The following is a 16,216-nucleotide window of genomic DNA, read 5'->3' as shown; positions in this document are numbered from 1 at the left end:
ATACTACCGGCAGACAAAAGTTTAATAATTTATTTCTTTAAAAGTTTTACCGTCTTCTGGAATCCTCCTTCTGCTTCAATATTTAAAATTAAAACACGGGATGCTTCCAGCTGTGATGTGAAGTCAAGGTCCAATACTTTGTTTAACCCGTTAAACTTCTTTGTATAAACAATTTTTCCGTCCATACTGTAAGCGGTCACAGCAATATCTTTCAATCCTTTTTCAGAGTTTATTTTAACAATTCCTGAAGTAGGGTTTGGAGCTACGTTTACTGTAGTTTCTGCAGTTTTATTCTCTATAGTTCCCAAAGATCCTTCTATTCCTAAGTTTTCTTTAAGTGCAATCACAATTGTTGCAGATTTTCCTTTATAGTTGATTGTATTTCCAGTCGCGTCAATATCTGTAGAAATAGTAGAATCCGGATGCTGGATAGAGAAGAATCCAAATTTGTGATCAGGTGTGAATGTAAGCCCTGTAGGTTCTGAACCAGACGGCATAGAAGCAAAGAGTTTTACTTTAGGATTAGCCTGTGTATGGTCAGGAGCAATAACCCAGATATAGTTTTTCCCACCATCCTGAAGAACCCAAAGGTTTCCAAGCTCATCAAAGGTAAGGTTATCATTTCCGTCTCCCCAAGCTTCAGACATGGTTCCCTGAGCTGTATTGAAAGAATATGATGTAGAAGCTCCTCCCACAAATGTTTCCACCTGAGAAGCCGTAGTTCCGTTATCCTGTAAACGATATACTTTGTCTAATCCTTTTGCTGTAAAGTAAATCTTACCGTCTAATGGGCTGATATCTACATCTTCCACTCCATTGAATTTTGTTCCTCCATATGTTTGGGCAAGATTATTGGTATTGTTCTGGTCAGCCTTAGTTTTGTTTGGAATCTGAACCCATGTTGCTGTAGTGCCCACCGGATCTCCCGATGTACTAAGTCCCTGATCTAATTTCAATACATAAAGGTTTCCTGAAGCCAGGTTGTTCGGAGTATCCATTACATATTTGTATACCATGTGCGTTCCTCCATCTTCTCCGTAATAAGCAACAGTTCCGGCTGTGTTGATCACAACATTTTCATGGTTCATGATTCCCATCTGCCAAAGTTTACCCTTAGTTCCATCCTGATTTTTAGAAATCACCTGAGCTGTGGCAGGATCAATTTCCACAAGCCATCCGTAATCTTTATATCCGTCATTGTTCACATCACTGGAAGTAACAGATTCTTCAGCTGTAACCACTGTTCCCCATGGGGTAATTCCTCCTGAACAGTTTCTGATCGTCTGTACCAGACTAGGATCTGAAAAACTTACAGCTCTGGATTTTGTCAGCTGCCAAAGTTTGGTAGAAGCATTATAGTTGATTTCAGCCATAGTAACTCCTCCCGGATTAGTTTCATGGTTTACTGAAAGATATCCGTTTGTACTGCTTCCGGTTTTTGGAACATAAGCTGTAAAGTCATTCTGTCCTCCTACGAATCCTCCTCCTTCAGTATAATTATCTCCTTCTTTCAGGATAAGCTGGTACTTATGCGCTGTAGGAATAATAAGCTTGTTGGTTTGTGCTGTAGGAACGATAGATGTAAAACAGCTGATATGGGTTCCGTTACAAGTAGTAGCGGCAGGTATTGTCTTTAAATAAGCATCAATTCTAAGATCAGAACTTCCTGTGCTTCTATTGTGTAACTCTACAGAAATTCTGTTCACTCCATTTACAAATTTCGACTTTGGAATAGAGAAAACATTGTATACACTTTCTGCAGCACCATCAACGATTGTACTTGAAAGTGTATTAAAAGTGATAGCACCAGCAGGCATATTATCTCTTACGACTTCTTCACCATTAAGATATACTACAATTCCGTCATCTCTCATTACCCCCAATTCCATATGATCAGAAAGCGTGGATAAATCAACGGTGAAATCTTTGGCAAAATAAGCCGTGGTAAGCCCTGTAGCACCATTATGTATGGTAGTGGTTACAGGATCACCATATCCTAAAGGACCATTTCCTGTGGCCCATGAAGAAATATCATATGTTTTAGTTTTCCATGCATCCGGCTGAGCCTGATCAAGGTCTTTATAGCTCCAGGACGAGTTTTTATTAAAAACAAAAGTCTGCGCCTGAACAGAGGAACCGGCAAGTAAGGCCAAAGCTCCCAATGTGAGTAATTTTCTCTTCATTTTAATTTGATTTATTAGACGTTGCAAAACTATTTTTTTAGAACTACCCTTCTGTTAATAGGACTTTAAATATAGTTCCGTCAATATTAATTAATCAATAACCCAATGTTAAGGGAGTTAAATTATCATTAAATAATGCAGGATAAGGGGTTATGGGGTAATCGTTTTGCTAAACCTTATAGGTTTTTGAAACCTATAAGGTTATGGACTATACTAAACACTAACGATCAACATCTTACAACTTTTACCCCGAGCTTCAAACCCTTATTATTTCGCTTTACTCACATCAGTAAGAGCGTTCAGGAAAGCAATAATCTCTTTAATTTCTGTCGGGGTAAGATTCAGTTTATCGGGAGCTAATGTTTGATTTTTCATTTTTAATCCTAAGCCTTCTCCTCCACCTTCGTTATAAAAATCGAGAACTTCTTCCAGCGTACTGAAAGCCCCATTATGGAAATAAGGCTTGGTAAGGGCAATATTTCTTACTGTAACAGTCTTGAATGAATAATCATAAATCCATGATTTCTCTTTTTTCACCGGGCTTTTTCCTCTTCCAAGATCGGAGTCTAATTCTACAGGAAGCTGATTAACAGGTTTTGTTGTGATTCCTAATACTTCCGATTCATTTTCATTGAAAAGCGGTGGTACCAATCCTGAAAAATGAGGGGCAAAATGACAGGTCGCACAATTGGCTTTCCCCATAAATAAATTAAAACCTTTTTTAACATCTTCGGAAACCTCTTTTTCATTTCTCATAAAACGGTCAAAATCACTGTCAAAAGAATATAGCGAAGCCACATAAGAGCTTAAGGCTTTTGAGAAATTTTCTTTATTGATTTTACCGTCTTTAAAAGCATTACGGAATTTCTTTTTGTATTCAGGGTCTGTTTTTAATTTGCTGATGATATTTTCATAGCTGGTATTAAATTCTTCTTCATTATAAATGACATGTTCAGCCTGCTGTTCAAGATAAAAAGCCCGAAGGTCATAGAAAAATCTTTTGGCAAAAACAGCATTATAAAGAGAAGGTGAATTTCTTAAGACTGTTTTTCCTTCGATATTGCTTGGAGATTTTGCCTTAAGGTCTGTAAACGCATTGTCCTGAAGATGACAGGTAGCACAGCTCATTTTTCCGTTACCACTAAGGTTCTGATCATAGAAAATGGATTTTCCAAGGTTTCTAAGGGAAGGATTGTCTTCCGAAGATTTTAATAAAGTATAGAAATAAGGATCTAAGAAATCACTGCTAAAGAGGTTTTTGTTACCTACATTCCAGCCTGAGAATTCTTTCAGATCGTCGGGTCTTCCGTCCCATCTCCCCAATTCTTCATATAAAGGCTGTATATATTTTTTGTAAAATTCTATCCTGTCAAAAGTTTCGAAATCTTTATGGGAAGACAGATAGCTGATCCCTTCAGCCAGAATCTGATGGGCTTTCTCTGTATTATAATTTTTAAAATAGAGATCGTCGCTGATATATTTTTTGATTCCCCAAAATGCTGAACGGGCTTCTTCAGAAGTATTCAAAGAACCAGGAGTATCAAATCCGGTAACTCCCAATGTATAAACTCTGATCAGCTCTATACGCAAAGGCAGGGTTTTATTATTTCCTCTGCTTACTCCATTTTTCACGGTACTCAGATAGAAATTTGAGTAGCTATTGTATAAAAAGTCAGTAATGGTTTTGATCTTTACTTTTTCATTCTCAGCATCTTCGGAGAATATAAGTTCATCCAAAACCTGCAGTCCTTCCGGCGGAAGTGTATAAGCCGATGTCCCAGCTGCTTCAATATGGAATAAAGGCGCTGCGTTAAGGTGAGTTTTTGTATATTCAGGGTAATGATAGGCAATATAAAATTCTATTTCTTTGAATGAATTTCTGGTACTGCTCAGAGATTTCTGCAGTTCTTCAAGGGAAATCTTATCTTCTGAAAACCGGTAAACATCTGATTTCAACTGTTCCAGCTTGCCTTTAAAGTCTGTTAAACCTTTATTGATAAATGTATTTTCGTTTTCCTTTCCTTTGTAAACCGGATTAAAAGACATTACTGCAAATCCTATTAAAAGGATCACAACAAGCAATGGGTAAGATTTCATTAATTTTTAACGGCAAAGCTATTCATCAAATATTATCTTAACTTTAATAGGAGATTAAAAAATGTTTATATTTTAGATAACGGATTTTTTACTAATTTTAAACCCCGAAATCAAATTCATTATTCTAAGGAAGACGGTTTATTCTAAAAAACCGGTAAAAAATAATGGTGAAGGTTATTGGGAGAGGATTTTTTAATTTAATTCAACAAATCAAAACTAAAATAATAATATGAAAACAAAGTTATTGTTTGCTTGTATGGCCAGCCTGCTTTCTCTTTCTGCTTTTTCGCAAAAGAAAAAACAACAGGAAATGGCTGTGTATGCAGAGAAGAAAGGTAATGATTATTACCTGGTCCGTCTGGAACAAGGCAAAGATATTCCCAATGTCTATGTTTATTCAAATGGAATCACAAAACCTTATAAAAATTATACTGAACTAAAAGATGTTGTTATGGAGTTTCCCGGAATGATGGAAACCAACAACTCAACTAAGGAGGAACTCGTTTCTGTTCTCAAAAAAGATGATCATTTCTATGAGGTTACCTCACAAAGGAAAGATCCTAAAAATTTTGAGAAAACAATTATTACGGTATACGAAGTAATTCAGGGGCAAAAAAGAATCGTTGAAGAATATGATACGATCTTCGATCTTGCCGGGTCTCCTTATAAAGACGCAATTTTCATTAATTAAAATATAAAAATATACATTATGCTCAATAAACTTGCTGCCTCAGAACTTGTTCTGAATGAAGACGGAAGTGTATACCACTTGAACCTTTTACCTGAAGATATCGCTGATAAAATCATCCTTGTAGGTGATCCCGACAGAGTAGCGAAGGTTTCAAAATATTTTGACACAGTAGAAATCAAAAAAAATAAGAGAGAATTTTATACGCATACAGGAACTCTTCGCGGAGAAAGAATTACAGTAATGTCTACAGGTATCGGAACTGAAAACATCGATATCGTGATGAACGAACTGGATGCTTTGGTTAATATCGATCTTAAAAATAAAGAGTTCAAAACTGAACACAAAGCTCTTGAATTATTCCGTATGGGAACTTGCGGAAGTGTAAACCCGGATGTACAGGTTGATAATATGCTGGTTACCCAAAATGTAGTGGGACTAGACGGGTTAATGCATTTTTACCAGGATTACAACTTTGAAAATGAGTTTTCTAAAAGCTTCATGGAAAAATTCCCTTATGAAAAAATTAAGCCAATGCTTTATTTCTCAGACTGGGCAGAAGAAATGGGAGACTATTATAAAGATGCCAAATATCACGGAAATACAGCTACATTCCCGGGGTTCTATGCTCCACAGGGAAGACAGCTTCGTTTAAAAGCAGTAGATGACAAATTCCTGGAAACTTTAAATGATCTGGGAATCACGAATTTCGAGATGGAAACTTCTGCCATCTATGCGCTTTCAAAATTATTAGGCCATAAAGCCATTACAGTAAATAACGTAATTGCTAACAGAAGACGTGGAGAATTCTCCGCAGATCACCATGCTTCTGAGAAAAACCTGATTGAATGGGTATTGGAAAGAATCATTAAATAGTTAAGATTATAACTATAATACATACAGAAAGCTATTCTCATTGAGGATAGCTTTTTTATTTTTATCAGGTTTAGACTAAAGTTTTCTTTGGTAAACGAGCAAAGCTTCATTTCTATTAAATATACTCTTATCCGTTCATCTTCTTCAGGATTTTTTCAAAAGTATTGGTATTCCTGCTTGTAAACCGGTCTTTAAGGCTTTTTTTGCCTAAAATCTTTCCAAAAGTAGAATCTAAGGTATTTCCTTTTGGAACCTGCCAGTAAAATATACTGTTGATAATTTCTGCCTTTTCATCTTCAGTATGGGAAGCTTTTTGAAATTCTTCCATCAAAACATCTTCCACACCTGAAACGCCCACAAAGGCATAAATATGAAGGTTCTCATTCTTTTCAAAAGGGATACCACTCCAGAATAATTCTACTTCCTCCTTTGCTTTAACAAACAGAAAAGCTTCATAAGAAAAATGTCCGGACATAGCTTTTTCCAGAATTTCCTTTAATTCTTCAACAGCCTTATCTGAAGAGAACACAATATTTCCGGAAGCAAGTATGGAACTTACCTCTTCCATTCCGGCATCTTTAAAAACCTGGCATACGTCAGCCATTTTCATGTTTGTTCCTTTTACATTGACACCACGGAGAAAAGCACAGTATTTCATAGATTAGATTTTAGAGAATAGGTTGCAGATACTGGGTTGGAGGGTTTTGGAGTTTGAGTACGTCTACCCTTTCAACTTCTTTATTCTTTATTCTTTATTCTACCTTAATATATAAATTATAATCAGTTCCAGAAGGCTTCAGTTTATAGATTTTTTCCAGTATTTTATGATTACTTTTCAGATGATCTTTCACTCTGAACTCTTTCAAAAGTTTATAGTGAGTCTGATAATACACAGCATTAGCATCATTACCCTCATATAAATTTTTATAAGAGAGAAGATATTTCGGCTTTCTTGTTTTAACGGTATTAATCCAATAATTCACTTTATCCTTTTTGATTTCTTCCTGAATCTGTTTATCTACCAAACCTACTTCATCAATGGTTTTTAAGCCTGAGAAATATGGGACATAGCCTGCCGGCTCCAATAAAATCCATTGATTTTTATCTTTTTCATATTGATTTAAAAATACACCGATTGTTCTACGGTAATTCCATTCTCCGTTTCCTGTAGCAATAGCATGAATGGTTTGAAAGGCAAGCATGGGAACAATATAAAATATAGTCAATAATGACAGCCACAGGTTTCTTTTCTCTTTCTGCTCTAAAATAAAAATAAGAACAGGTACGAAAAGCAGAAGCTGCGGAACCCAGTAATACCAATCGAATAAACTCTTCTGAGAGATAAAAAGAATCTGTTTTACCCATCCGAAAATAAAGATCATCCACAGGAAATAATTTCTGTTATTTCTCTGTCTGATCAAATAAATAAAACACAGGACTTCAAAAATCAGTACAACAACCGTTACGGGATTAAAATTCCCGGGTACTTTTAGCATTCCCCAGAAATTTCCAAAACTCACAAAGAAATAGCTGATGTGCTGCTGCAATGTAAAACTTTGCTCATATAGTAATTTCTTTGCTGTAATGGTATTATTAACAAGTTCACCAAAGTAGAACCAGTTGAAAGCCACAGTAAATAAAACACCCCAAATTCCCCCAAAAACATAAATCCATCTGATTTTTTTATTCCAGAAAAGGTCAACCAGAAAAACAATTCCCAGGAAGATCACCGTATCTATTCTTGTGAACATGATCAAAACAGGAAGCAGGGCCAATACCCATTTTTTTCCTTTGTAAAAACCATAATACAGTAATGACATCTCCAGAAAAAATAATAATCCATACTCCATTCCAAGGATTGAAATTTTAATGGAAGGTGGAAGAATACCTATTAAAAAGATGAAAATAGCTTTATGCCAGGGATTTTTAAGAACCAAATGAGAAAGAAACAATGTCCCTATTGTAAAAAGCAGGGAATTGAAAATCAAAAGAGGTTCAATAAAGTTTTCTTTTCCAAAAACAAAGTTGAAAATATAGGATACAAAAACATACAGATGAGTGGTAGAAGCTGAGATTTTAGTATCTCCGTTGAAACCGATCACTCCGTAGTCCAGTAAATTCTGGGCAACCCTCCAGGTGATAAATGCATCTTCCTGAATATAGTGCGTTAATAAAAAAAGGAGTTTAAAAATTACTGTAAAAATTACAGCATAGATGGGGAACCTGCTATTCTTTGTTTCAGACATTCTGTATTTTTAGTTTCACAAATATAATCTTAAAATTCAGGATTCCCAATAATAAAAAAACGGAACCGAAGTTCCGTTTTTAAAATATTTTATTGTGTTACCTTGATAATTGCTGTGGTAATCTGATTTTCTTTTTCTTTCGAATAAGTAGAATCAAAAGGTTCCATGATATCAAATAGATACTGATAGAATGGAGTGATCTGTTGAACATTTTCAGATTCCTTCATTGCTTTGTCTTTACCCATCTGCTGAAGTTCTTTTACAAAAACATTGAATTTCTTATCAATAGGTTCAATGGATTTTACCAGATAAGCATATGCTTTTTCTTTCTGTCCTATTCTTGTATAAGCATCCGTAACCGCAGAAACTACAAGAGAATATTCCATAGGTTTTGTTCTCATCTGTCTTCTCAGATAGCTCTGATCTGTTTTTGAAAGGCTTAAATAATAATCATATTCTTCAAAAATTCCTTTTTTAAGCACTTCTGCTAACTGAAGACCTTTCTGCTCCTGCCCTGCAATAATGTATCCTGATACAATTGAACTTAATGAGCGGGGATCATTATATTTTTCTGCAGGAATTTCTTTAGCTGCAAGATCCAGGATTTCCAATGCCTTCGCTTTCTGATTGTTCAATGCAAGTGCTGAAGCAGCTCTGCTTGCTGACATTCTGTAGCTGATAATATTGGATGTAGCCGTCTCATCAAAGTGAGCATTTAAATTTTTAAAGTTCCCCCATCTGAAGTTCTTCACTACGTTATAAAGAGAATTAGGATCTACTCTTCCCATATCTCCATCCGGAGTCTGAGGGGTGTGAATTGGTATTAGCCTGTAGCTGAATCCGTCAAACTGAAGATATTCGTTAAGGTAGAAAATATTTTCACTGTCATAGATTCCTCCTGAAGAGAAGTTAATCGGACGTTTCCAATCGAAGTTTGCCAATAGATCTAGCAGGATCAGGTTGTTCTTATAAAGAGTGTTTCCTTTGTAAGTGATCATAATCTGATTCGCTACATTCGGAAGATCTTCCGCGTTGATGATTCCTGCTTTCAATGCGTTATCTTTATTGACAGGAAGGATAAATTTGTTAACCGGAAGAATATTATATTTTTCATATTTCTCCTCTCCGAAATACATTTTTAAAAGCTGGTCTTTTTCAGGAGACTTGAATTTAATAAACTCAATAGCCTGCTTCAATGTTAAAGAATCCTGTGTAAGATATTTTCTGAATGACTGGAATTCTGTTTCCGGAGCTCCCTGTTCTTTCAACATAGAGAAAACACCTTCCCAATCTTCTTTCTTCATCATATAGATCTGGTCATTGACACCGTCTCTGTAATCATCATGTGTTAACTGACTTGGGATTCCCATTGCATTATACGTTCTTCTTTTCACCTGATCTAAGTTCCATGGTGTAGAAGCCAGGGTAAAGTTAACTACTTTCACATCATCTCTGAATCTCTCAGTTTCCTGAATCGCCCAAACCGGGTAAGTATCATTATCCCCATATACAAAAAGGATATCATTCTTAGGCAATGATTTTAATACAGAATAAGCATAGTCATACGCAGTATATCTATCGCTTCTGTCGTGAACATTATAGTTCTGGAAGCCCATCATAAATGGTACTCCCAATAAAACAACTCCTAATGCTATATTAGCTCCGTTAGATTTTATTTTGGATTGTAAGAACCACAGAATAGCTCCTGCTCCCAACCCTATCCAGATGGCAAAAGCATAGAATGAACCTACCATGGCATAATCTCTTTCTCTCGGTTCAAAAGGTTTTACTCCTGTATAGAAAACAATTCCTACACTGGTTAAAATAAATAAAGATAACAAAGCATAGAATCTTCCGAAGTCTCTGTTCAACTGGAAAAAGAATCCGATCAATCCTAAAATCAATGGAAGGAAGAAAAATGCTACGGTACTTTCATTTTTAAACTTAGCAGGCATTTTATCCTGATTTCCTACTAATGCATTATCGATAAAAGGAATCCCTGAAATCCAGTTTCCTTTTGTGCTTTCCATATTTCCTTCAAGATCATTCTGTCTTCCCACGAAGTTCCACATCAGGTATCTTACAAAGTAATATCCATTCTGGAAAGAAATGAAATAATCCATATTCTGAAGTAATGAAGGCTTTTGAACATTGATCAGGTTATATGGTTTTACTTTCAGATAATCTGCCGCAGTAATTGATTTGTCTTCATATTTTGTTCTCATCTCATCGAAGATCTGCTTAGCCTGTGGGTTATCAGCAACATCTTCATTTCCGTAATTGAATGTAAAATCAGGAGCTCCGTACATAGCAATATAATTGGCCATTACATCTTTATCCTCACTGAACATTCTCGGCATTAAGCTTATCTGAGACTTATTGAATACATAATTGAACCGGTCTCCGGTTTTTCTATAGGTTCCGGTTTTTTCATCTTTTTCGTAGATTTCACCGGTTTTCGTTGTTTTAAAACTTCCGTCTTCATTTTTCTCAATACCGTTAGCATCAAGAAATGCCGTATAGTTTTGTCCGTAGATTGTTGGCCAGTCACCATACTGCTCTCTGTTATAATAATCCAACATACCAATAGCTGTATCAGGATCATTAAGGTTCATCGGCGGATTGGCATTTGCTCTGATGGGAATAACCATCCAGCAAGAAAATCCTATCATCATAAAAACCACAGATAAAGCTACCGTCTGGTATACGTTTTTCTTTGCTCTTCTTGCATATTTAATAATAAAATAGCAGATCGCTACCATTATGATAAACGCAACAATAGTTCCCGAGTGGAAAGGAAGTCCAAGCCCATTTACGAAGAAAATCTCCAGTCTTCCGAACATTGTCATGATCAAAGGGAAAATAATTTTGAAAACAATAATCAAAATTCCCAGGGTAATAAGGTTTGCCCAGATAAAGTTTTTCCAGGTAAACTTATAATTTCTTGCATAGTATACAAGGCATACTGCAGGAATCGCCAGCATACACATCATGTGTACCCCAACAGAAAGTCCTAAAATAAAGAAAATAAGGATAATCCATCTCTCACTGTCAACTGCTTTATACTCATTCTCCCATTTTGTGATCAACCAAACCAGAAGTGCGATAAACATGGAAGCCATTGAATACACCTCTCCCTCTACTGCAGAAAACCAAAAGGTATCTGAAAAAGTAAAGCAAAGTGCTCCTATTGCTCCAGCAAATAAAATAGAGATTTCCTGATGCTTAGTAACCTCTTCAAAGTCTTTGTTTAACAGTCTTCTTACAAAATGTGTAATGGTCCAAAACAAAAATAAAATAGTCAGCGCACTGAACAATGCAGACATCGCATTAATTACGATAGAATAATTTTCGCCTTTTCCTAATGCAAAAATGGCTGCCACGGCACCCACAATCTGGAATAAAGCCGCTCCCGGGGCGTGCGTTACTTCAAGTTTTACTGCAGAAGAAATGTACTCCCCACAATCCCAAAAACTAAAATTGGGTTCTATCGTGGACAAGTACGTAAAAAACGCAATGACGAAAATCACCCATCCTAAAGCGGTGTTCCATTGCCTAAAAGTCCAATTTTTCATAGTATTAAATCAATTATGCGAAAATAAGGCTTTTATATTATTTTATATTGTTTTTAACAAAATTTAAAAATTTGGCGTGGAATTTGCGATCGTACTCCTGCTAAAACTGTAAATAAGAAAATAGGTTTTCTAAAATAGACTCCTAGAATTCAAACAAAAGTTTAGTAATTATTTATTTTTTTGTATTTTTGCAGTCAGATTTTTATTGAAAATAACAAGTAATGAGTAATGTTTACGATAATATTCTTGGCCTGATAGGACATACTCCTATGGTGAAGCTAAATACCGTCACAAAAGATATTCCAGCAACCGTTTATGCCAAGTTAGAATCATATAATCCTGGACATTCCACCAAAGATAGAATTGCACTACATATTATAGAAAATGCAGAGCAGAGAGGTTTATTAAAAGAAGATTCTGTAGTTGTAGAAACTACTTCCGGAAATACCGGATTTTCTATTGCAATGGTATGTATCATCAAAGGATATAAATGTATTCTCGCAGTAAGCGACAAAACGAAGCCTGAAAAAATTGCTTATCTAAAAGCTTTAGGAGCAACGGTATATATATGTCCGGCCAATGTAGCAGCGGATGATCCAAGATCATACTATGAAGTAGCTAAAAGAATCGCTCAGGAAACCCCTAATTCCATTTATATCAATCAGTACTTTAATGAACTGAATATTGATGCCCACTATCAGACTACAGGTCCTGAGATTTGGGAGCAGACAGAAGGTAAGATCACTCACCTTTTTGCATGTACAGGAACAGGTGGTACCCTATCAGGTTCCGCGAAATTTTTGAAAGAGAAAAATCCGGATATTAAAATTATTGGGGTGGATGCCGATGGATCTATATTAAAAAGCTATCATGAGACGGGAGAAATCCATAAGGAAGATGTACATCCTTATCAGATTGAAGGTATGGGAAAAAATTTAATTCCTTCTGCCCTTCTTTTCGATAAAGTAGATGAGTTTGTAAGAGTAAATGATGAGATGGCTGCGTACAGAACCCGCGAAATTGCTTTAAAAGAAGCCATTATGGGTGGTTATACTACAGGAGCTGTAACGCAGGGATTAATTCAATATGCCCAATCTCACAACCTTACTGAAAATGATGTCATTGTTTTAATCTATCCTGACCACGGTTCAAGATATATTACTAAGGTATACAGTGATAAATGGATGGCTGAGCAAGGATTTGTTAATAATTGTGTTCACAATTATGATGAAGTCTTCAAGACAGAGTTTATCAAATAATAATATATAATCACAATATAAATTAAGCCTTTTGCGTGTTCTACAACAAAGGCTTTTTTACTTAAAAATTACGATATAATGTTGGATATTTTTGAAAGAATAAAAGAAAATCCAGGACCTCTTGGACAATTTGCAGATTATGGTGAAGGATATTTTATTTTCCCAAGGTTGGAGGGCCCAATTGGTCCGAGAATGCAGTTTCAGGGTAGAGAAGTAATTTTCTGGAGTGCCAATGACTATTTAGGTCTTTGTAATCATCCTGAAGTGAAAGAAGCGGATGCTAATGCAGCTGCAGAATATGGAATGTTTTATCCAATGGGTGCAAGGGCAATGTCCGGAGAGACAGATCAGCACCTTCAGCTGGAGAGAGAATTAGCAGACTTCGTACAAAAGGAATCAGCATATTTATTAAACTTCGGTTACCAGGGAATGGTGTCTACTATTGATGCTTTGGTCAACAGAAATGACGTTATTGTTTATGATGTAGACTCTCATGCCTGCATCGTGGATGGAGTAAGACTTCATTCGGGTAAAAGATTTACCTACAGACATAACGATATGGAGAGTCTTGAAAAAAACCTTCAGAGAGCTACCAAAGTTGCTGAAGAAACAGGAGGTGGTATTTTGGTAATTACCGAAGGAGTTTTCGGAATGAGAGGACAACAGGGAAAAATTAAAGAGATCTGTGACCTTAAATCAAAATATAGCTTCAGACTTTTAGTAGATGATGCACACGGATTTGGAACACTGGGTACAACAGGTGCCGGAGCAGGTGAAGAACAAGGCTGTCAGGATCAGATTGATGTATACTTCTCCACTTTTGCCAAATCAATGGCTGGTTTCGGAGCATTCCTTGCGGGGGACAAAGAAATTATCAGATACCTGAAATTCAACCTGAGATCTCAGATCTTTGCCAAGTCTCTGACTATGCCAATGGTTATCGGAGGATTGAAAAGATTGGAGCTTTTAAGATCGAAACCTGAGATCAAAGCTAAACTTTGGGAAAATACCCACAAATTACAGAACGGATTAAGAGAGAGAGGATTCAACATCGGTGATACCAATACTTGTGTAACTCCGGTAATGATGCAGGGAACTCCGGTAGAAGCTACCCTTCTTGTAAAAGATTTAAGAGAGAATTACGGTATCTTTACATCAGTGGTGGTATACCCTGTAATTCCAAAAGGAATGATTCTATTAAGGTTAATTCCTACTGCCTCTCATACGGATGCAGAGATTAATGAAACCCTGACCGCATTTGAAGCTATTCATGATAAATTAGTAAGTGGTTACTATAAAGAGCAGGAACAGCTATTACTGCAGGAACAAGGATTAAGTTTTAAACCGATTTAATCATCAACATAAAAAAAACCACTGAATTACTTCAGTGGTTTTTTATTTAAAAACTATAAAAGCTATAAAAACGAAATGAAACTCAGAGGATATATGTTAGGAACACTGTCAGCTGTTTCCTATGGATTGATTCCTATTTTTATTCTGCCCATCAAACAAGCGCATTTTTCAGTAGATGTAACCTTATTTTACAGGTTCTTCTTTTCTGCTTTACTGGTAGGTGGATATCTCCTTTACTCCAAAGAGAGTTTCAAAATCAATAAGAAAGAAACGCTTATATTAGCCGTACTGGGAATCTGCTATGCATTGTCTTCAGAATTTTTATTCTTAGGCTATGACTTTCTTACTCCGGGTATTGCCTCTACTGTTTTATTCATTTATCCCGTTATCGTAGCTTTAATTATGTTCTTTTTTTATAAAGAAAAACTCAATAGACTGTCCATAGTATCCTTACTTTTTGCCTTTGCAGGAGTTATTGTTTTATGTTTAAAAGGAAGTGGCCTGGAAATCAATTTTACGGGATTGGGAATTGTGATGCTAAGTTCTCTTTTTTATGCATTATATATGGTTATTGTCAACAAATCAGATCTTAAGGTTTCCGGATTTAAGCTGTCTTTTTATTCCATGCTTTTTACATCCCTGTTTTTTATGACAAAGACAGGTCTGGAGGGACAGTCTTTAACGATACCTTCCCTGTCTCTATTTTTTAATTTTCTCATTTTTGCTTTTCTGACTACTGTTATATCCAGTTTATGCCTGGTATATGCCATTAAATATATAGGATCTACCCCCACAGCAATACTTGGAGCTTTAGAACCTGTAGTTGCCGTAATGGTAAGTGTGTTAATGTTCCATGAAAAGTTCACCCAAAATCTGTTCATAGGTATTACGCTGATTCTTTTAGGGGTTACGCTTAATGTGATTGCAGACAACAGGAAGGCGAAACTTAATCAGTGCACAAGCTAGAAATGGCCGATTGATCTATTAGTAGTTCATAACAAAATTTTTATACTATATTTACCCAACAAATTGATGGGTACATATAATATGCAAATTATTCCAAAGATCATTTTTTCTCTTATTACAAGAATCTTCTTATGTCTAGTTTTATTGTTCTCAGAACCAGTATCATGGCAATTTAGATTTCTATGTGTGATCATTTTTTGCATTCCCTGGATCAGATTTTTCATAAATGACAGCGACAGGAAAAATATAGATCAGTCTATTTATTACAAGCTTTTATCTCTTACCACACCTATATTATATATTTTTATAGTTTGGAAAATCTTTGAACTGTATCATTTCAGTTTAATGACGCAGTTAGTTTTATTCTCTTTACCGGTAATAGCAGGACTTTTTATAGAATCGAAAGATAAAGATTTGTCAAGCAACACTAAACATATCCTACAGACCATGAGTTTCTATTCTATCCTTTTCTTTTTAGCGGTTAATGCATCTTTTGATTTTTCCAAGCCGTTATCCAAAGGATATTTAATTACCGATAAAGCCATTTCTACAGAAGAAAAAATGGATTCGGATGGTTACTCTGAAATTACAAACTATCAGTTTAAGACAATTCCCAAGGAAAAAATGAACCCGGTTCCATTTTGGAAGCAAATATCAGCAGCGGAGCATGCAGACATATATCCAAAGGCAGATCGTTACAATCCCTCCAAAGTATTTCTTAACATTCAAAATAAGAAATATGAAATTCTTGCCAGAAAATTTAAAATTATCCGGGATAAAAATAATGATGGATATTTACGCTTATACTATCTCAAAGAATATACAAAGCCTGATGTAATCAATGTCAGCCGCAAAACTTATAATCAATTTGGAAAAGGAGATTATCTCGATATTGAAACTTATTCCGGATTATTTGGTTTGGAATGGACCTACAATCACTGGAAACATAATCATTGATATGAATAAGGTATAA

Annotated in this window: 11 protein-coding genes; 6 read left to right on the top strand and 5 right to left on the bottom strand. The window is 35.7% G+C overall.

From position 1 onward, the window contains the following. Positions 1-29: 29 nt before the first annotated feature. Together B8967_RS01145 and B8967_RS01140 are read right to left on the bottom strand one after the other, a co-directional pair. Entirely contained in the window at positions 30-2,183 is a 2,154-nt protein-coding gene (locus tag B8967_RS01145) for an alkaline phosphatase PhoX (RefSeq protein WP_084083970.1), read from the bottom strand. 267 nt (positions 2,184-2,450) lie between these two features. Then, positions 2,451-4,280 carry a cytochrome-c peroxidase gene (locus tag B8967_RS01140; protein ID WP_084083968.1) on the bottom strand — a complete coding sequence of 610 codons (1,830 nt, stop codon included), beginning with the start codon at positions 4,278-4,280 and terminating at the stop codon, positions 2,451-2,453. Between the two features lie 229 nt (positions 4,281-4,509). Here B8967_RS01140 and B8967_RS01135 point away from each other — a divergent pair, with 229 nt between their 5' ends. Both B8967_RS01135 and B8967_RS01130 read left to right on the top strand, forming a co-directional pair. After that, positions 4,510-4,971 carry a hypothetical protein gene (locus tag B8967_RS01135; RefSeq protein WP_047495718.1) on the top strand — a complete coding sequence of 154 codons (462 nt, stop codon included), beginning with the start codon at positions 4,510-4,512 and terminating at the stop codon, positions 4,969-4,971. Positions 4,972-4,989: 18 nt separating this feature from the next. After that, on the top strand, positions 4,990-5,844 hold the full coding sequence (locus B8967_RS01130) for a nucleoside phosphorylase (RefSeq protein ID WP_047495721.1): 855 nt from the start codon (positions 4,990-4,992) through the stop codon (positions 5,842-5,844). Between the two features lie 127 nt (positions 5,845-5,971). On the opposite strand, the gene B8967_RS01125 is transcribed toward B8967_RS01130, so the two are convergent. The 3 genes from B8967_RS01125 to B8967_RS01115 form a co-directional block, all read right to left on the bottom strand. Beyond that, positions 5,972-6,502 (bottom strand): DUF1697 domain-containing protein, encoded by a 531-nt coding sequence (locus B8967_RS01125; RefSeq protein ID WP_084083966.1) that lies wholly within the window; start codon positions 6,500-6,502, stop codon positions 5,972-5,974. Positions 6,503-6,596: 94 nt separating this feature from the next. Beyond that, positions 6,597-8,090 carry an LTA synthase family protein gene (locus B8967_RS01120; RefSeq protein WP_084083964.1) on the bottom strand — a complete coding sequence of 498 codons (1,494 nt, stop codon included), beginning with the start codon at positions 8,088-8,090 and terminating at the stop codon, positions 6,597-6,599. Positions 8,091-8,179: 89 nt separating this feature from the next. Continuing rightward, entirely contained in the window at positions 8,180-11,665 is a 3,486-nt protein-coding gene (locus tag B8967_RS01115; RefSeq protein ID WP_084083962.1) for a glycosyltransferase family 117 protein, read from the bottom strand. 221 nt (positions 11,666-11,886) lie between these two features. Here B8967_RS01115 and B8967_RS01110 point away from each other — a divergent pair, with 221 nt between their 5' ends. The 4 genes from B8967_RS01110 (at position 11,887) to B8967_RS01090 (ending at position 16,200) form a co-directional block, all read left to right on the top strand. Beyond that, the gene (locus B8967_RS01110) at positions 11,887-12,924 is read left to right on the top strand and encodes a PLP-dependent cysteine synthase family protein (RefSeq protein WP_047495732.1); all 1,038 of its coding nucleotides are present in this window, start codon (positions 11,887-11,889) and stop codon (positions 12,922-12,924) included. 81 nt (positions 12,925-13,005) lie between these two features. After that, the gene (locus B8967_RS01105) at positions 13,006-14,277 is read left to right on the top strand and encodes an aminotransferase class I/II-fold pyridoxal phosphate-dependent enzyme (protein WP_174772376.1); all 1,272 of its coding nucleotides are present in this window, start codon (positions 13,006-13,008) and stop codon (positions 14,275-14,277) included. 75 nt (positions 14,278-14,352) lie between these two features. Beyond that, positions 14,353-15,243 carry a DMT family transporter gene (locus B8967_RS01100; RefSeq protein ID WP_084083961.1) on the top strand — a complete coding sequence of 297 codons (891 nt, stop codon included), beginning with the start codon at positions 14,353-14,355 and terminating at the stop codon, positions 15,241-15,243. 345 nt (positions 15,244-15,588) lie between these two features. Further along, positions 15,589-16,200: a hypothetical protein gene (locus B8967_RS01090; protein WP_084083957.1), complete on the top strand. Its 612-nt coding sequence runs from the start codon at positions 15,589-15,591 to the stop codon at positions 16,198-16,200. Positions 16,201-16,216: the final 16 nt, after the last annotated feature.

Origin of the sequence: Chryseobacterium sp. YR221 (assembly GCF_900176315.1) — a bacterium.
Classification (GTDB): Bacteria; Bacteroidota; Bacteroidia; order Flavobacteriales; family Weeksellaceae; genus Chryseobacterium; species Chryseobacterium rhizosphaerae.
Note: the sequence above shows the minus strand (reverse complement) of the source record. Positions and strands in the feature narration are given on the sequence as shown.